Here is an 18,910-nt window from a genome sequence, read left to right on the forward strand (position 1 = left end):
ATCGTCGAGTCGGTCGGTGACGGCGTCACCGACGTGGCCCCGGGTGACTTCGTCATCCTCAACTGGCGTGCGGTGTGCGGGCAGTGCCGTGCTTGTCTGCGCGGGCGGCCCTGGTACTGCTTCGACACCCACAACGCCGGGCAGAGGATGACGCTGACCGACGGCACGGAGCTGTCGCCGGCCCTGGGGATCGGGGCGTTCGCGGAGAAGACGCTGGTCGCCGCGGGGCAGTGCACCAAGGTCGACCCCGCGGTGTCCCCGCAGGTGGCTGGTCTGCTGGGCTGCGGGGTCATGGCGGGCATCGGTGCGGCCATCAACACGGGCGGCGTCGGCCGCGGCGACTCGGTCGCCGTCATCGGGTGCGGTGGCGTGGGCGATGCCGCGATCGCCGGGTCGAACCTGGCGGGCGCGGCGAAGATCATCGCGGTGGACATCGACGACCGGAAGCTGGCCACCGCCCGGTCGATGGGCGCCACGCACACCGTCAACTCCAAGGAGACCGACGCGGTCGAGGCGATCCGGGAGCTGACCGGTGGGTTCGGTGCCGACGTCGTCATCGAGGCGGTCGGCCGCCCGGAGACGTACCGGCAGGCCTTCTACGCCCGTGATCTGGCCGGCACGGTCGTCCTGGTCGGCGTCCCCACCCCGGAGATGAGGCTGGAACTGCCGCTGCTGGACGTCTTCGGCCGTGGCGGCGCTTTGAAGTCCTCCTGGTACGGCGACTGCCTGCCGAGCCGCGACTTCCCGATGCTCGTCGATCTCCACCTGCAAGGCCGCCTGCCCCTGGACAAGTTCGTCACCGAGACCATCGCGCTGGACGAGGTGGAGAAGGCCTTCGAGCGGATGCGCGACGGCGACGTGCTGCGCTCGGTCGTGCTCCTCTGACCTGCTCTTCCGGCCCTCCCGGAGGGCCTGTTCGGCACCGGCCCGGCCCGGCTCTGGAACTCCTTGACAAGCGTTCTGGCGCAACCTCAGACTGAAGTTGCGCTCGACGCAATCCGTTTCGCTATACGCACCGAGGTGTCATGATGATTCCCGCGTGCCGTCTCGCGGATCTCCCGCGAGGCGAGGCCCTCCGGCTCGACCTCGACCCGCCGGTCTCGGTGTTCCACACCGACGACGGCGAGGTCTTCGCCCTCGACGACACCTGCACCCACCAGGACGCCTCGCTCGCCGACGGCTGGCTGGAGGGCTGCGAGGTGGAATGCCCGCTGCACGCCTCGAAGTTCGACCTGCGCACCGGTGCCGTCGACGCCCCGCCGGCGAAGCTCCCGGTGCGTACGCACGAGGTCGTCGTCGAGGACGGCATGGTCTACGTCCGGCTGTCCACCGACGCCCCCAACCTGCCGCCCTGCGTCGCCTCCCGGCTCGCCCAAGGCCCCGCGTGAGGACCGTCGCGGTGGTGGGCGCGTCGCTGGCCGGCCTGTCGGCGGCGCGCTCGCTGCGCAAGCGGGGCTACGACGGCCGGCTGGTCGTCATCGGCGACGAGCTCCACCGCCCGTACGACAGGCCCCCGTTGTCCAAGGAGTTTCTGGCCGGCACCCTCGGCGAAGCGGATCTCGCGCTGGAGACGGACGACGAGGACCTGGACGCGCAGTGGCTGCTCGGCGCCCGCGCCACCGCACTCGACCCCGCCCGGCGGGCCGTACGCCTCGGCGACGAACGCGAGGTGCGCGCCGACGGCGTGGTCATCGCCACCGGCGCCGCCGCCCGCACCCTGCCCGGCAGCGAGGGGCTGGCCGGGGTGCACACCCTGCGCACCCTGGACGACGCCCGCGCGCTGCGCGCCGAACTCGCCCTCGGCGGACGGCTGGTGGTGATCGGCGCCGGTTTCGTCGGCGCCGAGGTCGCCTCCACCGCCCGCGCGCTCGGCCTCGACGTGACGGTGGTCGAGGCGGCCGGGACCCCGCTCGCCGGACCGCTCGGCCCGGCCATGGGCGCCGTCGTCTCCGGCCTCCACGCGGACCACGGCGTACGGCTGTTGTGCGGCGTCGGCGTCAAGGGACTGAGCGGGGAGCGCCGGGTCGACGCCGTCCTGCTCGAGGACGGCCGCGGCATCCCCGCCGACGTGGTCGTGGTGGGCGTGGGCGCGACTCCGTGCGTCGGGTGGCTGGCGGGCTCCGGCGTCGAACTCGGCAACGGCGTCACGTGCGGTGCCGACGGGCGCACCGCCCTGGCCGGCGTGGTCGCCGTCGGCGACTGCGCCAACTGCTACGACCCGCGCGCGGGAGCGCATCGCCGCGTCGAGCACTGGACCGGCGCGCGCGAACGGCCCGACGCCGCCGTGGCCGCGCTGCTCGCCGGGGGCGCGGTGGAGCCGGCGGTGCCCCGGCCGCCGTACTTCTGGTCCGACCAGTACGGCGTGCGGATCCAGTTCGCGGGGCACGCGGCGGGGGCCGACAGCGTGACCGTCGAGGCCGGTGCCGCGGAGGACCGCGACGTCCTCGCCGTCTACCGGAGTTCGGGCCGGCCGGTCGCCGTGCTCGGGATGAACCAGCCGCGCCTGTTCACCCGCTGGCGCAAGCAGCTCGCCGCGTGAATGACCCCGCCCCGACGTTCCCCGAGGAGCGCACCGTGACCCCCACCAGCCTGCCGGACAGCCTGATCGCCACCCTCCCCGGCTCCGCCTACACCGATCCCGGGGTCTTCGCCCAGGAGCAGGAGCACATCTTCGAGACCATGTGGTTCTGCGTCGCGCGCGCCGCCGACCTGGCCGCGCCCGGCGCCTTCCGCACCGTCCAGGTGGGCCGCGAGAGCATCCTCGTCACCCGCGCCCGGGACCACTCGGTCCGCGCGTTCTTCAACGTCTGCCGGCACCGCGGGGCCAGGATCTGCACCGAGGACAGCGGCGAGGTCAGGCGGGCCTTCCAATGCCCGTACCACGCCTGGACGTACGACCTGAACGGCAAGCTCGTCGCGGCCCCGAACCTCACCAGGATGCCCGACGTCGGCCGCACCGAGTACGGGCTGGTGAGCGTGGCCGTGCGCGAGTGGCTCGGCTATGTGTGGGTGTGCCTCGCGGAGAACCCGCCCTCCTTCGAGGAGGACGTCATCGGGGCGGTCGTCGAACGGCTGGGCGACACCGAGTCCATCGAGCACTACGACATCGAAAACCTCTCCGTCGGCCGGCGGATCGTGTACGACGTCAGGGCCAACTGGAAGCTCATCGTCGAGAACTTCATGGAGTGCTACCACTGCGCCACGATCCACCCCGAACTCACCGAGGTGCTGCCGGAGTTCGCCGACGGCTACGCCGCCCAGTACTACGTCGGCCACGGCGCCGAGTTCGGTGACGAGGTGCGGGGCTTCACCGTGGACGGCTCCGAGGGGCTGGACCGCATCCCGGGGATCTCCGACGACCAGGACCGGCGCTACTACGCGATCACGGTGAGGCCGCAGGTCTTCGTCAACCTCGTGCCCGACCACGTGATCTTCCACCGGATGTACCCGATGGCCGTGGACCGCACGGTCGTCGAGTGCGACTGGCTCTACCTCCCGCACGTCGTCGACGGCGGCGAGGACGTCAGCCGGTCCGTGGAGCTCTTCGACCGGGTCAACCGGCAGGACTTCGAGGCCTGCGAGCGCACGCAGCCCGGCATGAGCTCCCGGATGTACGCCAAGGGCGGCGTGCTGGTGCCCAGCGAGCACCACATCGGCGCCTTCCACGCCTGGGTCGAGGAGCGCCTGGGAAGGGCGGGTCAGCCCAGGTAGCCCATGCGGTGGCTGATCTCCTCCGCGCCCTTGAGCAGCACCGGAGCCAGCTCGTGCAGCCGCTCCTCGGTGAACCGGTACGAGGGCCCGGAGGCGCTCAGTGCCGCGACGACCTCGCCGTCCTGGTCGCGGACCGGGGCGGCCATGGCGTGCAGGCCGATCTCCAGTTCCTCCAGCGTCCAGGCGTACCCGCGCTCCCGCGCCTCGGCGAGGTTCTTCTCCAGCTTCGCCTTCGCGGTGATGGTGTGCGGGGTGACCTTCTTCAGACCGGCCTCCGCCAGCACCTCGGCACGCCGTGCGGCGGGCAGGTGCGCCAGCAGGATCTTGCCGCTGGAGGTGGCGTGCAGCGGGGTCAGCTCGCCGACCCAGTTGTGCGCGGCGACGGCCGCCGGGCCGCGCACCTGGTACAGGTTGATCGCGAAGTGCTCCTGCATCACGGCGATGTTGATGGTCTCGCCGATCTCCTCGGCGAGGCGCTCGCAGACCGGCCGGCCCTGCTGGGTGATGTCGAGCCGGCCGGCGACCGCGCCGGCCAGCCGGACGATGCCGAAGCCGAGCCGGTACTTGCCGCGCTCGCCCGCCTGCTCCACCAGACCGCGCGCCTCCAGGGCGCCGAGCAGGCGGAACGCGGTGGACTTGTGAACATCGATCTCGGCGGCGACCTCGCTGACGCCCGCCTCGCCACGCTGGGCCAGGATCTCCAGGACGCTGATGGCGCGATCGACCGACTGCACCCCGCCGGCCTGCGAACTTGACGTTTCGGTCTCTTGGCTGTGGTTGCTCACAGCGAAACTATACGCGCAGTACGGTACAACGTGTTTACCGCGGCGACGCTGACCAGGCCCTTTCCTCTGGTACGGACGGAGGGCGTGACACGCCTCCGGATGGCCCATCCCGCCCGCTCGCGGCACATCGGACCATAACGTACTGAATATGAATAAATGCCGCATCGCATACCTGGCGTGCACCGCAGCGATCCTCGGCGCGGGCCTCGGTGCCGCACCGCCGGCCTCGGTGCCCACGACCCACCTGGTCTTCCCCGGCGACTCCATCCAGAAGGCGGTGGACGCCGCCGCTCCCGGGGACACCGTGCTGGTGACCCCGGGGACCTATCACGGAAGCGTGAAGGTGACCACGCCCCATCTGACCCTGCGGGGCACCGGCGGCGAGGTGGTCGTCATGCCGGGCACCAAGAAGGCCGCGGCCAGCTGCGAGGAAGGCGGCAACGGCATCTGCGTCGTCGGCACCAAGGACCACGACGTCGAGGGGGTCACCGTGGCCGACCTGACGGTGACCGGCTTCGCCCGCACCGGCGTGTTCGCCATGGCGACCGACCGGCTGACCGTCAGGAACGTGACCGCCGTGAAGAACGGCGTGTGGGGCATCGCCCAGGAACACTCCGTGCGCGGCGTCTTCCGCGACAACACCGCCCGGGACAACGGCGACGCGGGCCTGTTCCTCGCCAACACCATCAAGAGCGAGGAAGGCGCGACCGACACCCACGGCACGCTGGTCGAGCACAACCGCCTGCAGGGCAACCGGATCGGCATCACCGTCCGCCGCCTGCGCGACCTCACCGTCGCCGGCAACCACCTCACCGGCAACTGCGCGGCCGTGTTCGTCGTCGGCGACGAGAACAAGCCCAAGGCCGGCGACCTGACCGTGCGCGGCAACCGCATCGTGCGCAACAACAAGTCCTGCCCCAAGACCGACCGGCTGCCCGCGATCCAGGGCTCCGGCATCGTCCTGACCGGCGCCGAGAACACCCTCATCACCCGCAACACGATCACCGGCAACGCCGGCGACTCGCCGCTGTCGGGCGGCATCGTCCTGTTCAAGAGCTTCGTGGGCGTCACCAGCGACCACAACCGCATCACCGGCAACGTGCTGCGGGACAACGCCCCCGCCGACCTCGTCAACGCCGACCCCGGCGCGGGCAACACCTTCGCCGGCAACACCTGCCGGGCCTCCCGCCCGGCCGGCCTGTGCTGACCGGCCCCACCGCTCGACCCGACGAAGAAAGGCGGCACATGACGACCGCACCGACCGCCCCACCGCCCTCCATGCGGCTGCGGGAACTCGTCTTCGGGGCGGCCTGCGCCGCCGCCCTGCGCGCGGCGGCCCGGCTCGGGGTCGCCGACGCGCTCGGCGAGGACCCCATGACCGCCAAGGACCTCGCGGCCGCGGTGAAGACCGAACCCCAGCCGCTGCGGCGGCTGTTGCGGGCCCTGTCCTGCTACGGCGTCTTCGCCGAGCGGCCGGACGGGACGTTCGCGCACACCGACGTCTCCCGGCTGCTGCGCGAGGACGACCCGCACAGCCTGCGGGCCATCGCCCTGTGGTGCACGGAGCCGTGGACCTGGGACGCGTGGCCGAAGCTGGACGAGGCCGTGCGCAGCGGCCGCAACGTCGTCCACGACCTGTACGGCAAGGAGTTCTTCCAGTACCTCAACGAGGACGCCCCCGAGTCGGCGGACGTCTTCAACCGCGCCATGACCACCTCCAGCGTGCAGTCCGCGCGGGACGTCGCCGAACTCCTGGATTTGTCCGGGAGTTCCTCGGTGGCCGACATCGGCGGCGGCCAGGGGCACGTCGTGGCGAGCCTGCTGGAGAAGTACCCGTCGATGCGGGGGACGCTGCTGGACCTGCCGCGGGTGGTGGAGAACGCCGATCCGCGGCTGCTGGCGGGCGGCGCGCTCGCGGACCGGGTGCAGATCCTCGGCGGCGACTGCCGGGTTGCGGTACCGGTGCGGGCCGACGTCTACATCATCAAGAACATCCTGGAGTGGGACGACGAGTCCACCGCGCGCACCCTGCGCAACGTCCGCGACGCGGGCGGCCCGGGCACCCGGGTCGTCGTCATCGAGAACCTCGTCGACGACACGCCCTCCATGCGCTTCAGCACCGCCATGGACCTGTTGCTGCTGCTCAACGTGGGCGGGGCCAAGCACACCACGGACAGCATGGTGAGCCGGATCACCGCGGCGGGACTGGTGATCGACGACATCAGCCCCGTCAACCCCTACCTGCACGCCTTCGACTGCCACGTGCCGGACTGAGCGCCCGTCACACGACCGGTGGCCGGACCCGCGACGCCGCGGTCCGGCCACCGGTCGTGTACGGGATCAGCCGGCCGGGTCGCGCTCCCACAGGTAGAAGCGCTGGGCCATGGCGTCCTTGGGGGACCGCCAGGTCTCCGGGTCGTACGCGCTGACGTACGACGCGAGACGCTCGCTGACGCCCCGGAACTCGGGGTGGTCGGCGACCCTGGCGATGGCGGGTCCGGGGTCGCGCTCGGACTCGATGAGGTGCAGGTAGACGTCGCCGAACTGGAACAGGCTGCGCCGGACCACCCCGACGAGGTGCGGCAGTTCGCCCCGGTCGGACTCCGCGAAGATCTTGGCGATGTCCTGGGCCGAGCCCGGGGCCATCCGGGCGACGATCAGCGCCTGGTGCATGAGGTGTGCTCCGTCCGGCTCAGTCGGTCAGGCCGGGCGCGAGGCCCCGCTCGGCGGCGGTCTTCTCGATCCGGTCGCGGATCAGCGCCAGTTGGACCTTGGAGTTGCGGTTGATGTTGTCGGTCATCCAGTCGTCGTCGACCGGCGCCTCGGGCTTCATGGCGAAGTCCTGCGTCCACACCATCCGCACGCCCTGGGGGAGCTCCTCGTACCGCCACACGATGTTCATGTGGTCGAAGGGCCCGGTCTCCACCCGGCGGGCCCGGACGGTGAGCGTGTCGCGGTCGGCCTCCCGCTCCGAGACCCAGCTCCACACCTTGCCGTTCTCGTCGGGGTGCATGGTCAGCCGGAAGGTGACCTTGTTCCCCTCCCGGGAGAGGATCTCGGCGGAGGCGTACTCGCTGAACAGCCGCGGCCAGCCCGCCACGTCGTTCGTCATGTCCCACACCAGGTCCAGCGGCGCGGCGATGGTGATCTCGTTCTCGGTGTGTCCGCTCATGTCACGCCCCCGCCGGCAGGGCGCCGTTGACCTGGTCGAGGAACTGCCGGGGCGTCTTGCTGCGTTCGGCGTCCGGCGGCATCGGCGTGCCGTAGCGGTTCTCCAACTCGCCGACGATGCCCAGCAGTCCGAGCGAGTCGATGCCCAGGGCGTCGAAGCCGGAGTCGTAGCCCCGCTGGAGGTCCGCGGGCGAGACGGTGACGCCCGCGGCCTTCTTCATCAGCTCGGACAGTTCTTCCACGGTGATGCGGTCACTCATGCGGTGGTTCTCCTTCGCTCGTTGACGGTTCGTCAGGTGGCGCCGTGCCGCAGCACCAGCGCCGAGTTCGACCCCATGAGCCCTCGGCTGAGGACCAGCGCCGTGCGTGGTTCGGCGGCACGGGCGCGGCCGGTCACGAGGTCGAGGTCGTGGCAGACGTCGAAGACGTTCGGGGTGGGCGGGATCACGCCGTGCCGCATCGCCAGCACGGCAGCCGCCACGTCCAGCACGGGAGCGGCGCCGAAAGCGCGCCCGATCCCGGTCTTCGGCGCCGTGACCGGCACGCGCCGGCCGTGCGCGCCCAGCGCGTCGGCGATCGCCAGCGCCTCGGCACGGTCGGCCTCCGGCACGCCCAGGGCGTCGGCGAAGACCACGTCGATCTCCTCCGGCGCGCAGCGCGCCTCGGTCAGCGCGCCCCGGATGGCGTGGGCGAGCCCCGCCCGGGACTCCTCCCAGCGGGAGGCGCCGGTGAAGGTCGCCGCGTGCCCGGCGAGCCAGGCCTGCACGCCCGCACCGCGCTCGCGCGCCGACCGCTCGTTCTCCACCACCAGCATGGCGCCGCCCTCGGCGGGCACGAACCCGCAGGCGGCGGAGGTGAACGGGCGGTAGGCGCGGTCCGGGTCCGCCTCGGTGCTCAGCTCCGGATAGCCGAGCTGGCACACCACCGAGTAGGGCGCGAGCGGTGCCTCGGTGGAGCCGGCCACCACCACGTCGGTGCCCCGGCGCACCGCGCGGGCCGCGTGCGCGAGGGCGTCCAGGCCGCCCGCCTCGTCGGAGGCGACCACCCCGCACGGCCCCTTGAAGCCGCGCCGGATGGAGATCTGGCCGGTGCTGGCGGCGTAGAACCAGGCGATCGACTGGTACGGGCCGACGAACCGGCTGCCCTTGCCCCACAGTTGCTGCAGCTCCCGCTGCCCGAACTCGCCGCCGCCGGAGCCGGCCGCGGTGACCACGCCGACGGAGAACGGCGCGTCCTCGGTGTCGGCCCGGCCCAGTTCGGCGTCGTCCAGCGCCTGGTCGGCCGCCGCCAGCGCGAAGTGCGTGAAGCGGTCGGTCTGCACGAGGTACCGCTCCTCCACCGCCGCGGCGGCGTCGAAGTCGCGGACCTCGCCGGCCACCCGCAGCGGCAGGTGCGTACAGCCCTCGCGGGTGACGCGGTCCAGGACGCCGATGCCTTCGCCGGTGGACTTCCAGAAGGCGTCGGTGCCGGTGCCGCCCGGCGCGACCACGCCGATCCCGGTGACGGCGGCACGCCGTGGATACGGTTCGCTCATCGTCTCTGCTCCCTCGGCCGGGACAGGACCACCGCGGACTGGAAGCCCCCGAACCCGCTGCCGACGGAGAGCACGCTGTCCAGGCGGCGCTCGCGGGCCGTGCGCGGCACGTAGTCCAGGTCGCACTCGGGGTCCGGGGTCTCGTAGTTGGCGGTGGGCGGGACCACCTGGTGGGCCAGGGCCAGCACACAGGCGACGACCTCGATCGCGCCGATCGCGCCCAGGGAGTGGCCCACCATGGACTTGATGGAGCTCATGGGGGTGTCGTAGGCGTGCGCGCCCAGGGCCCGTTTGACCGCGGCGGTCTCGTGCCGGTCGTTCTGCTGGGTGCCCGAGCCGTGCGCGTTGACGTAGTCGATCGCCGTCGGGTCGAGACGGGCGTGGCCGAGGGCGTGCTCGATGGCGCGGGCCATCTCCACTCCCTCCTTGGTCAGCCCGGTCATGTGGTAGGCGTTGCCGAAGGTGGCGTAGCCGCTGAGCTCGCAGTACACGTGCGCGCCCCGGGCCCGGGCGTGTTCGAGCTCCTCCAGGACGAGGACGGCTCCGCCCTCGCCCATGACGAACCCGTTGCGGTCGGCGTCGAAGGGGCGGGAGGCGTGCGCCGGGTCGTCGTTGTTGGGGGATGTGGCCTTGATGGCGTCGAAGCAGGCCATGGTGATGGGGGAGATGGGGGAGTCCGAGGCGCCGGCGATGCACACGTCGGCCCGGCCCTCCTCGATGGTGTGGAAGGCGTAGCCCACCGCGTCCAGCCCGGAGGTGCAGCCCGTGGAGACGGTCTGCACCGGCCCGCACGCCCCGAACCGTTCCGCCACCGTCGAGGCGAGGGTGCTCGGCGCGAAGGCGCGGTGCAGATGCGGGCCGGCCTCGCGGTCGTCCACGTCCCAGCGCTGCCCGCCCAGGCTGACCAGGACGTAGTCGTGCTCCAGCCGGGTGGTGCCGCCGACCGCGGTGCCCAGCGACACCCCGACCCGCCAGGGGTCCTCCCGGCCGAGGTCGAGCCCGGCGTCCCGGACCGCCTCCTCACCCGCGACCAGCGCGAACTGGATGTAGCGGTCGCAGCGCGCGACCTGCTCCGCGTCCAGTCCGTGCGCCCCGGGATCGAAGTCGCACTCGGCGGCGATCCGGGACCGCAGTCCGACCGGATCGAAGAACGTGATGCCCCGGGTCGCCGTACGTCCCTCGGCCAGCAGGCCCCAGAACGCCGGCACCCCGATGCCGCCGGGCGCGACCACGCCTATCCCGGTGACGGCCACGCGCCTGCTCACGACACGACCCGATCTCGGCCGGCCACCGGGGCGGCGTCCGTCTCCTCGGTGTCCACATGGCCGAGCGGCGGGCTCGGGGCCAGCGGGCCGAGGTGGAAGACGATGCGGGCCTCGATGTTGCCCACGTTGCGGAAGCGGTGGCGCATGTGGGCCGGGATCATCAGCCCCTGCTCGGGCTGGAGCGGGTGGGGCTCGCCGTCGAGGTCCACCTCCAGCTGCCCGCACAGGACGTAGACGAACTCCTCGGAGTACGGGTGGTAGTGCTCGGCGATGCGGTCGCCGGGCTGCACGATGGCGACACCCATGAAGCCGCTGGTGGAGCCGACCGTGGCGGGGCTGAGCAGGGCGCGCAGATCGCCGCCGCGGCGGGTGTTGGGCTCGATCTCGTTCAGAGCCACGATTCTGGGACGGGAAGTGGTCACGAAGGTGCTCCGATCATGCGCTGCACGGGCAGGGTGGGGGAGAGGGCCGTCGCGCTCAGGCGTCGGGCGAACGGCGGTCGGTGACGAGATCCATCCGGGCGGCTTCGAGCACCCGGGTCAGATCGCCGTCGGGGAAGGTGGTCAGCTCCGACACCTGGGCGGGGTCGGTGAGGCCGAGGAACGGCGCGGGGGAGGCGCTGTCCAGCCCGCCGCGCACGTCGATCAGCCGGACCACGATGTCGTCGCGCTGGAAGATGGTGCTGCGCAGGACGGGGCCGCGCGGGTCGTCCGCCGCCGCCTCGTCCTGCCGGGCGAGCAGTTCGGCGAGCCGCATGCCCTGTCCGGGCCGCGCCGGGTAGTACAGGGCGTGCCGCTCCGCCCGCGCGTCCTGCTGGTCCGCGGTCACGTGGTGGACGGCGGGCAGGGCCGCGCGGGTGAAGAACACCCGGGCCGACTCGGGGTCGTCGAGGTCCCGGTCCTGCTCCAGGTAGGGGTTGATGGCCTCCTCGACGGCGCGCACCTCGGGCTGGCGGGCGACGTGGCGCAGGGCGGCGAGCAGGTCACCCTTGACCTCGATGGCGCGCACCACCCGGTTGCCGTGCATGAACAGGGAGGTGCGGCACAGCCGGGTGGTGTCGTCGACCTTCGGCTCGGGGGAGGCGTAGTCGGCGAGGATCTTCTGGACCCTCTCCTCGCTGCCCGGTCTGACGGTGAAGGTGAGGGCGTGGCGGATGACGCCGTCGCCGATCCGGGGCGAGCTCTGCAGCCGGCGCTCGGCGTCCGCGGCGGGGCCTCCGGTCTCGCGTACGACGTGGAAGCGCAGCGAGCGGGTGTCGCGGACGCAGCTGTGCAGCGGCTCCACCATCCGCACGTGCTCCTCGCTGTTGACCCAGGCGAGGAACGGCGGGGCGCTCTCCCACTCGCTGGTGATCAGCCACTGGGAGGGGTTCTCGATGGACTGGCACAGCTGGTCGCTGACGTGCCCGGGCACCGACGCGACCTGGTGGCACAGCTGCTCGTACGCCTCCAGGAACTGCTGCTGGGCGCCGTCGTAGACGTCCACCAGCAGGACGACCCGCAGCCGGGAGCCGTCGAAGACGGACTGGGAGACACGGGTCGGGATCTGACGGGTCAGGGAGTCCTGGGCACGTTCGGAGGTGGTGGTCATCCTGCGCACATCTCTTTCTCGGCGGGGGCGGGCGGAAGTTCTCGGCGGGCAAGGGGCGGAAGGCGGGCGTCGGCCGCTCGGAGCAAGGTCGGCGCTCCTCGATCCTGTGCCTTGCCTGTGAAGCGCGCGACTCGCGTGAACTACGCGGGTGACCTCACAGCAGGTGCGCGAAGACGACCAGGTTGTCCGTGTAGTCGCGAACGGAGCGGTCGTAGTCACCCGCGCAGGTGATCAGCCGGACCTGGGCCTGGGGAGTGTCGCCGTAGACGCGGTCGCTGGGGAAGTCGTTCTTGGGGAAGGTCTCCGCGTCGTCGACCTGGAAGGAGGCGGTGCGACCGTCGGCGCGGTCCACGGAGAAGACGTCGCCCTTCTCCAGTTCGCCCAGGCCCGCGAAGACGGCGGCCGACGTCTTGGTGTCGACGTGCCCGGCGATGACCGCCGTGCCCGCCTCACCCGGGGAGGCTCCCTTGGCGTACCAGCCGACGAGGTTGGTGTCGTCGGCGGGGGGCGGCTGGAGCTGGCCGGTGGGGCCGATGGTGAGGTCGGTGAAGGGCGCGTCGACGCCGATCTTCGGGATGCGCAGGCGCACCGGTCTCGACCGGGGCAGATGGCGTCCCGCGGGCGCCGGCTCGGCGGGCGGACCCGAGGCGGCCGCCTGCACGGGGACCGGTTGCCGGGGGGTGTCGGTCGACGGGTCCTGGCCCGCGATCAGGGCGACCGCCAGGAGCACCGCGCCCGCGGTCCACATCACGGTGGGGCTGGTACGGGAGCGCGCCGGTTCACCGGCAGGGGGCGGAGAGGGAACTGCCATCGAAAGGAACACCTCGCTCGGGCACGGCGGTTGAGGACACGGCAGCTGAGGACACGGCAGTCGAGGAGAGGGGACGGGGAGAGCGAGCCGGGCCGCCACCGGGGGAAGGCGTGGCGGCCCGGGCTGCTATCGCGTCCGGCATGGCTCAGGCCACGCTTCCCGCGGTCCTCCTGCGGCGCGCCGCGTACAGGCCGGTTCCGGCGACGGCCAGGACGGCGAGCCCGCCCGCGGTCACCGTCGGCGTGGCGAGGGCGCCGCCGCCGGTGTGCATGCCGCCGTGCGGCTTGTCGTGCTCACCGCTCCAGCCGCCCGAGTCGCTCGAGCTCGACGAGCTCCCGTCGTGGTCGCCGCTCCAGCCGCCGGAGTCGCCGCCGCGGTCCTTGTAGGTGTTCGGGTCGAACTTCGGGTCACGGGCACCGCTGCCCGAGTCGTCCTGCTTCACGAGGGTCAGCGCTCCGCCACCCGTGTGCATGCCGCCGCGCGGTCCGTCGTGGCTGCCGTCCTTGTGGTGCTCCTTGCTGTACGAAGAAGAGCCGTCGCTGGACGAGGAGGAGTCGTCCGGGTTCCAGCCGCCGTCGGCCGCGTAGGCGCCGGGCGCGGTGATCGCCAGGACGGCCGAAGCCGCCGCGGTGGCCAGGAGCATGCGAGCAGAGCGCATAGGGCGATTTCCTTCCGCCAAGGCCTGGGCAGCTGGCACTACGTCAGCTGGAATGACCCGGCCCCGACGTGAACCACCGTCAAGGGGGCGGCGCTCCGCCACCACTCAAGACGATCACCCGGGTGAACGGCCTCGGCCGGGCGGGCGGTATCCGCGCCCGCCCGATGAGGTCAGCTCAGTGCCGTCACCGTCGCCAGGACCTGACGCAGCGTCGACTCCGCGTCCGCCACCGGCCCGGGCGAACGCCACGCCACGAACCCGTCCGGCCGCACCAGGACGGCACCCCCGGCCGCCGTGCCGTGCCGCTCGGCCCAGTCCACGCCGTCCTCGGGCACGAGCTCGGCACCGGGTCCGGTGCCCAGCCGGTACGACACGAGGGGGAGGGACGTCCGCGCGGCGAGACGGACGGCGGCCTCGTGCCAGTCGCCGGGAACGCCCGCGTCGCTGAGCAGGACCAGGGACTTCTCGTAGAGGTCGAGGGTGGAGACGCGCTCGGCGCCGTGCCGTACCCACAGATGGGGGGCCCGGCTGCCGGGCTCGCCGGTCAGGTCGAGGGCGTCCGGGACGACCGGGGCGGCCGGCTCGGTGCCGACGACGGCGCCGCGCGGGTAGCGGTAGCCGAGGGCGACGTTGAGGATGCCGCGCTGGGGGCCGCCGCCGGCCTGGGGCGGCGGGGCGAAACCGGGGTGGCTGTGCTCGGCCGACCGGGCGGCGGCCCGGGCGCTGGTGGCCTCCGCGACCGGCCGGCGCTCGGCGTCGTAGGTGTCCAGCAGCTCCTCGCCCGCCCAGCCGCCGAGCACCGCGGCCAGCTTCCAGGCGAGGTTGTGGGCGTCCTGGATGCCGGTGTTGGAACCGAACGCGCCGGTGGGCGACATCTCGTGGGCCGAGTCGCCGGCCAGGAAGACGCGGCCCGAGCGGTAGGTCTCGGCCACGCGCTGGGCGGCGTGCCAGGGCGCCCGGCCGGTGATCTCCACGTCGAGGTCCTCGACCCCGACGGCCCGCCGGATGTGCGCGACGCACCGCTCGTCGGTGAAGTCGGCGAGCGTTTCGCCGCGTTCGGGGTGCCACGGGGCGTGGAAGACCCAGTTCTCCACGTTGTCCACGGGCAGCAGGGCGCCGTCGGCGCCGGGGCTGGTCAGGTAGCAGACGATGAAGCGGCGCGCGCCGACGACCTCGGCCAGGCGGCGGGAGCGGAACGTCATGCTGATGTTGTGGAACAGGTCCCCGGGCCCGCTCTGGCCGATGCCGAGCTGCTCGCGGACCGGGCTGCGCGGGCCGTCGGCGGCGACGAGGTAGTCCGCGCGGACGGTGGTGTGCTCGCCCGTCTCCCGGCTCTTGACCACGGCGCTCACGCCGGTCGGGTCGGCGTCGAAGGACAGCAGCTCGGTGCCGAAGCGCAGGTCCCCGCCGAGCCGTACGGCGTGCTCCAGCAGGACCGGCTCCAGGTCGTTCTGGCTGCACAGGCACCAGGCGCTGGGGCTGAACCGGGCCAGGCCGCCGCCCGGGTCGATCTGCCGGAACAGCCACTCGCCGGCGTCGCCGACCAGGGTGGGCGTCTGCAGGATGCCGTGGTTGCCGGCCAGGGTCTCCGCGGCCCGGTGGATGTCCGGCTCGACGCCGGCCACCCGGAACAGCTCCATCGTGCGGACGTTGTTGCCGCGGCCGCGCGGGTGCCGGGAGGTGCCGGCGTGCCGCTCGACCAGCATGTGCCCGACGCCCAGCCGCCCCAGGAACAGCGACGTCGACAGGCCCACCAGGGAACCGCCGACGATCAGGACCGGAACCCTGTGGACCCGGCCCTCGGCCCGCTGTGCTCGTTCACTCATCACTCGCCTCCGGCAGGTCGTCTTCACCGCCCGTCCGTGATCGGGCCCGGCCCCACATCCATGCCCCGCGCAGCTGACGCCAGGTCAGATTTCACCCGTCCGCAGGCGCGGGCGGGCGTGTCGGGACGACACCGGTCGGGCAAGTTGCGTGCCACGCAACCTGGTGCGTATGGCGATACCTCCTTTACCATGCGTCGCGTATCTACGGCGCGAGCGAGACGAGGGACCATGGCTGTCCTGCACTACGACTTCGTCATCGTCGGCGGCGGATCGGCCGGCAGCGCACTGGCGAACAGGCTCTCCGCGGACCCCGCCCACCGGGTCCTGGTCCTGGAGGCCGGCCGGCCCGACTACCCGTGGGACGTCTTCATCCACATGCCCGCGGCGCTGACCTACCCGATCGGCAGCCGGTTCTACGACTGGCGGTACCAGTCCGAGCCCGAGCCCCACATGGGCGGCCGCCGTATCTACCACGCCCGCGGCAAGGCGCTCGGCGGCTCCAGCAGCATCAACGGCATGATCTTCCAGCGCGGCAACCCCATGGACTACGAGCGCTGGGCGGCCGACCCCGGCATGGAGACCTGGGACTACGCGCACTGCCTGCCCTACTTCCGGCGCATGGAGACCTGCCTGGCCGCCGACCCGGACGACGAGTTCCGCGGCCACGACGGCCCCCTGGTCCTGGAGCGCGGCCCGGCCGACAACCCGCTGTTCACCGCCTTCCAGAAGGCCACCGAGGAAGCCGGCTACGAACCCACCGACGACGTCAACGGCTACCGGCAGGAGGGCTTCGCCAAGTTCGACCGCAACGTCCACCGCGGACGGCGGCTGTCGGCGTCCAAGGCCTATCTCAGGCCCGCCATGAAGCGGCCCAACCTCACGGTGCGCACCCGTGCCCTCGTCACCCGTGTCCTGTTCGAGGGCAGGCGCGCCGTCGGCGTCGAGTACCGGCGCGGCCGGGGTGCCCTGCAGCAGGTCCGCGCCGGGGAGGTCATCCTGTGCGGCGGCGCCATCAACTCCCCGCAGCTGCTCCAGCTCTCCGGCGTCGGCAACGCGCGGGAGCTCAGGGCCCTCGGCGTGGACGTCGTGCACGACCTGCCGGGCGTCGGCGAGAACCTGCAGGACCACCTGGAGGTGTACGTCCAGTACGCGTGCCTCCAGCCGGTCTCCATGCAGCCGTACCTGGCGAAGTGGCGGGCCCCCTTCATCGGCCTGCAGTGGCTCTTCCGCAAGGGCCCGGCGGCGACCAACCACTTCGAGGCCGGCGGCTTCGCCCGCAGCAACGAGGACGTCGACTACCCCAACCTGATGTTCCACTTCCTGCCCGTCGCCGTCCGCTACGACGGCTCCTCGCCCGCCGGGGGACACGGCTACCAGGTCCACGTCGGGCCGATGTACTCCGACGCCGTCGGCTCGGTGAAGATCAGGAGCAGGGATCCGCGCGAACACCCCGCCCTGCGCTTCAACTACCTCTCCACCGAGCAGGACCGCCGCGAGTGGGTGGAGGCGATCCGCGTCGCCCGGACCATCCTCAACCAGCCCGCGCTCGCCCCCTACAACGGCGGCGAGATCTCGCCCGGGCCGTCCGTGGAGAGCGACGAGGAGATCCTCGCCTGGGTCGCCAGGGAGGGCGAGACGGCCCTGCACCCGTCCTGCACCTGCAAGATGGGCACCGACGAGATGGCGGTCGTCGACCCCACGAGCCTGCGGGTGCACGGCGTCGAGGGGCTGCGCGTGGTGGACGCGTCCGTCATGCCCTACGTCACCAACGGCAACATCTACGCGCCGGTGATGATGATCGCCGAGAAGGCCGCCGACCTCATCCTCGGCAACCAGCCGCTCCCGCCGTCGCAGGCCGTCTACTACCGCCGCCCCGACGCCCGGAAACACGCGGACCGAACACGGCCGTAACGCGGATTTTTCACGCCGGAAAGGGCCCTTGACCACGGGGACAAGGGCCTTTGGGCCCCTTGCGAAATCGTCATCCGCCAACCCCTTGACGTATGTCTGCACATTCGCCAGGGTGTTCCACCACAAGCAATTGGATGCACGATGCGCAACGCATGTCGGCTGAAGGGCTTGGCGCGTGGCAGACCTGTATGTGGACGGTGAATGGCGGGAGCCGGTGGCCTCGGGCCGCCGGGAGATCCGCTGCCCCGCCGACGGCACGCTCGCCGCGACCGTGTCGGAGGGGACCCGTCCCGACACCGAGGCGGCCATCGCCGCCGCCCGCCGCGCCTTCGACAAGGGACCCTGGCCGCGCACCCCCGAACGCGAGCGCGGCGCACTGCTGTTGCGCACCGCCGACCTCGTCGAGCGCGACGCCAAGGAGTTCGCCCGCGCCGAGTCGCTGGACACCGGCAAGCGGCTGGTGGAGAGCGAGTACGACATCGCCGACGTCGTCTCCTGCCTCAGGTACTACGGCGGGCTCGGCGGCACGGACGCCGGCCGGGTGATCGACACCGGGCGCGAGGACGCCGTAAGTCGCGTCGTCTACGAGCCCGTTGGGGTGTGCGGACTGATCACGCCCTGGAACTACCCGCTGCTGCAAGCCTCCTGGAAGGTCGCCCCGGCACTCCTCGCGGGCAACACCGTCGTCCTCAAGCCCAGCGAGCTCACCCCGTCCACCGCCATCCTGCTGATGAGGGCCCTGGCCGAGGCCGGGCTCCCGGCGGGCGCCGCCAACCTCGTGCTGGGCACCGGCCCCGAGACGGGCGCCCCCCTCGCCGAGCACCCGGCCGTCGACCTGGTCTCCTTCACCGGCGGCCTGGAGACCGGCAAGCGGATCATGGCGAGCGCCGCCGCCACCGTGAAGAAGGTCGCCCTCGAACTCGGCGGCAAGAACCCCAACGTCGTCTTCGCCGACGCCGACTTCGACACGGCCGTCGACTTCGCCCTGACGGCCGTCTTCCTGCACTCCGGGCAGGTCTGCTCGGCCGGTGCCCGGCTGATCGTCGAGGACGCGCTGCACGACCGGTTCGTGGACGAGGTCGTGCGCCGCGCCCGGCGCATCCGCCTCGGCGGCCCCTTCGATCCGGACGCCGAGACCGGCCCGCTGATCTCCGCGCGGCACCTGGCGAAGGTCGAGGAGTACGTCGCGGCCGGCCTGGCCGAGGGCGCCGTCCTGCGCTGCGGCGGCGCACGGCCCGACGACCCCGCGCTCGCGGGCGGTCACTACTACCCGCCGACCGTCCTCGACGAGTGCCGGCAGGACATGCGGGTGGTGCACGAGGAGTCCTTCGGACCCGTGCTGACCGTCGAGCGCTTCACCGACGAGGACGACGCCGTGCGCATCGCCAACGACACCGCGTACGGACTCGCCGGGGCGGTGTGGACCCAGAACGCCGGCAAGGCCCAGCGGGTCGCCCGGCGGCTGCGCCACGGCACCGTGTGGATCAACGACTACCACCCCTATGTGCCGCAGGCGGAATGGGGTGGCTTCGGGCACTCGGGCGTGGGCCGGGAGCTGGGACCGACCGGCCTGAACGAGTACCGAGAGCCCAAGCACGTCTGGCAGAACATCCAACCCCGGCCGCAGCACTGGTTCCGCGGCTGAACG

At 72.3% G+C, this 18,910-nt stretch carries 19 protein-coding genes; 8 read left to right on the forward strand and 11 right to left on the reverse strand.

Going from position 1 to position 18,910, the window contains the following annotated elements; genetic code table 11:
• The 4 genes from ACYF6T_RS03370 to ACYF6T_RS03385 all read left to right on the forward strand — a co-directional run.
• Positions 1–885 (forward strand): S-(hydroxymethyl)mycothiol dehydrogenase (locus tag ACYF6T_RS03370; RefSeq protein ID WP_461693252.1); only part of this gene is annotated, 885 nt, incomplete at its 5' end.
• A 140-nt stretch (positions 886–1,025) separates the two neighbouring features.
• The gene (locus ACYF6T_RS03375) at positions 1,026–1,388 is read left to right on the forward strand and encodes a bifunctional 3-phenylpropionate/cinnamic acid dioxygenase ferredoxin subunit (RefSeq protein ID WP_461693253.1); all 363 of its coding nucleotides are present in this window, start codon (positions 1,026–1,028) and stop codon (positions 1,386–1,388) included.
• Positions 1,385–2,539 carry an NAD(P)/FAD-dependent oxidoreductase gene (locus tag ACYF6T_RS03380; RefSeq protein ID WP_461693255.1) on the forward strand — a complete coding sequence of 385 codons (1,155 nt, stop codon included), beginning with the start codon at positions 1,385–1,387 and terminating at the stop codon, positions 2,537–2,539. The genes ACYF6T_RS03375 and ACYF6T_RS03380 overlap by 4 nt, the downstream gene beginning before the upstream one ends.
• 35 nt (positions 2,540–2,574) lie before the next feature.
• The gene (locus ACYF6T_RS03385) at positions 2,575–3,711 is read left to right on the forward strand and encodes an aromatic ring-hydroxylating oxygenase subunit alpha (RefSeq protein WP_461693256.1); all 1,137 of its coding nucleotides are present in this window, start codon (positions 2,575–2,577) and stop codon (positions 3,709–3,711) included.
• Here the strand turns inward: ACYF6T_RS03385 and ACYF6T_RS03390 are convergent.
• Entirely contained in the window at positions 3,699–4,445 is a 747-nt protein-coding gene (locus ACYF6T_RS03390; protein ID WP_461693704.1) for an IclR family transcriptional regulator, read from the reverse strand. The two genes, ACYF6T_RS03385 and ACYF6T_RS03390, sit on opposite strands and share 13 nt — an antisense overlap.
• A gap of 199 nt (positions 4,446–4,644) precedes the next feature.
• On the opposite strand from ACYF6T_RS03390, the gene ACYF6T_RS03395 reads away from it, so the two are divergent.
• On the forward strand, positions 4,645–5,703 hold the full coding sequence (locus ACYF6T_RS03395) for a right-handed parallel beta-helix repeat-containing protein (RefSeq protein ID WP_461693257.1): 1,059 nt from the start codon (positions 4,645–4,647) through the stop codon (positions 5,701–5,703).
• A gap of 38 nt (positions 5,704–5,741) precedes the next feature.
• Positions 5,742–6,770 carry a methyltransferase gene (locus ACYF6T_RS03400; protein ID WP_461693258.1) on the forward strand — a complete coding sequence of 343 codons (1,029 nt, stop codon included), beginning with the start codon at positions 5,742–5,744 and terminating at the stop codon, positions 6,768–6,770.
• A gap of 66 nt (positions 6,771–6,836) precedes the next feature.
• On the opposite strand, the gene ACYF6T_RS03405 is transcribed toward ACYF6T_RS03400, so the two are convergent.
• From ACYF6T_RS03405 to ACYF6T_RS03450, 10 genes are all read right to left on the reverse strand, one after another.
• On the reverse strand, positions 6,837–7,169 hold the full coding sequence (locus ACYF6T_RS03405) for a TcmI family type II polyketide cyclase (protein WP_461693260.1): 333 nt from the start codon (positions 7,167–7,169) through the stop codon (positions 6,837–6,839).
• Between the two features lie 19 nt (positions 7,170–7,188).
• Positions 7,189–7,668, reverse strand: a complete 480-nt coding sequence (locus tag ACYF6T_RS03410; RefSeq protein WP_461693261.1) for an SRPBCC family protein — start codon at positions 7,666–7,668, stop codon at positions 7,189–7,191.
• Between the two features lies 1 nt (position 7,669).
• Positions 7,670–7,927 carry an acyl carrier protein gene (locus tag ACYF6T_RS03415; protein ID WP_461693262.1) on the reverse strand — a complete coding sequence of 86 codons (258 nt, stop codon included), beginning with the start codon at positions 7,925–7,927 and terminating at the stop codon, positions 7,670–7,672.
• A gap of 32 nt (positions 7,928–7,959) precedes the next feature.
• Positions 7,960–9,201: a ketosynthase chain-length factor gene (locus ACYF6T_RS03420; RefSeq protein WP_461693263.1), complete on the reverse strand. Its 1,242-nt coding sequence runs from the start codon at positions 9,199–9,201 to the stop codon at positions 7,960–7,962.
• Positions 9,198–10,466 carry a beta-ketoacyl-[acyl-carrier-protein] synthase family protein gene (locus ACYF6T_RS03425; protein WP_461693264.1) on the reverse strand — a complete coding sequence of 423 codons (1,269 nt, stop codon included), beginning with the start codon at positions 10,464–10,466 and terminating at the stop codon, positions 9,198–9,200. The genes ACYF6T_RS03420 and ACYF6T_RS03425 overlap by 4 nt, the downstream gene beginning before the upstream one ends.
• Entirely contained in the window at positions 10,463–10,888 is a 426-nt protein-coding gene (locus tag ACYF6T_RS03430; RefSeq protein WP_461693266.1) for a cupin domain-containing protein, read from the reverse strand. The genes ACYF6T_RS03425 and ACYF6T_RS03430 overlap by 4 nt, the downstream gene beginning before the upstream one ends.
• A 55-nt stretch (positions 10,889–10,943) precedes the next feature.
• Positions 10,944–12,056, reverse strand: coding sequence for a SchA/CurD-like domain-containing protein (locus tag ACYF6T_RS03435; RefSeq protein WP_461693267.1), 1,113 nt, complete (start codon positions 12,054–12,056; stop codon positions 10,944–10,946).
• Positions 12,057–12,210: 154 nt separating this feature from the next.
• Positions 12,211–12,867 (reverse strand): class F sortase, encoded by a 657-nt coding sequence (locus tag ACYF6T_RS03440; protein WP_461693268.1) that lies wholly within the window; start codon positions 12,865–12,867, stop codon positions 12,211–12,213.
• A gap of 145 nt (positions 12,868–13,012) precedes the next feature.
• Positions 13,013–13,525: a hypothetical protein gene (locus ACYF6T_RS03445; protein ID WP_461693269.1), complete on the reverse strand. Its 513-nt coding sequence runs from the start codon at positions 13,523–13,525 to the stop codon at positions 13,013–13,015.
• A 170-nt stretch (positions 13,526–13,695) separates the two neighbouring features.
• A complete protein-coding gene (locus tag ACYF6T_RS03450) occupies positions 13,696–15,351 on the reverse strand; it encodes an FAD-dependent oxidoreductase (RefSeq protein WP_461693271.1) in 1,656 nt (551 codons plus the stop codon).
• Between the two features lie 228 nt (positions 15,352–15,579).
• Here ACYF6T_RS03450 and betA point away from each other — a divergent pair, with 228 nt between their 5' ends.
• Together betA and ACYF6T_RS03460 are read left to right on the forward strand one after the other, a co-directional pair.
• Positions 15,580–17,262, forward strand: a complete 1,683-nt coding sequence (gene betA, locus ACYF6T_RS03455; RefSeq protein WP_461693272.1) for a choline dehydrogenase — start codon at positions 15,580–15,582, stop codon at positions 17,260–17,262.
• Positions 17,263–17,437: 175 nt separating this feature from the next.
• A complete protein-coding gene (locus ACYF6T_RS03460; protein ID WP_461693273.1) occupies positions 17,438–18,907 on the forward strand; it encodes an aldehyde dehydrogenase family protein in 1,470 nt (489 codons plus the stop codon).
• The last annotated feature ends 3 nt before the right edge of the window (positions 18,908–18,910 follow it).

This window comes from Streptomyces sp. 7R007 (assembly GCF_054850255.1).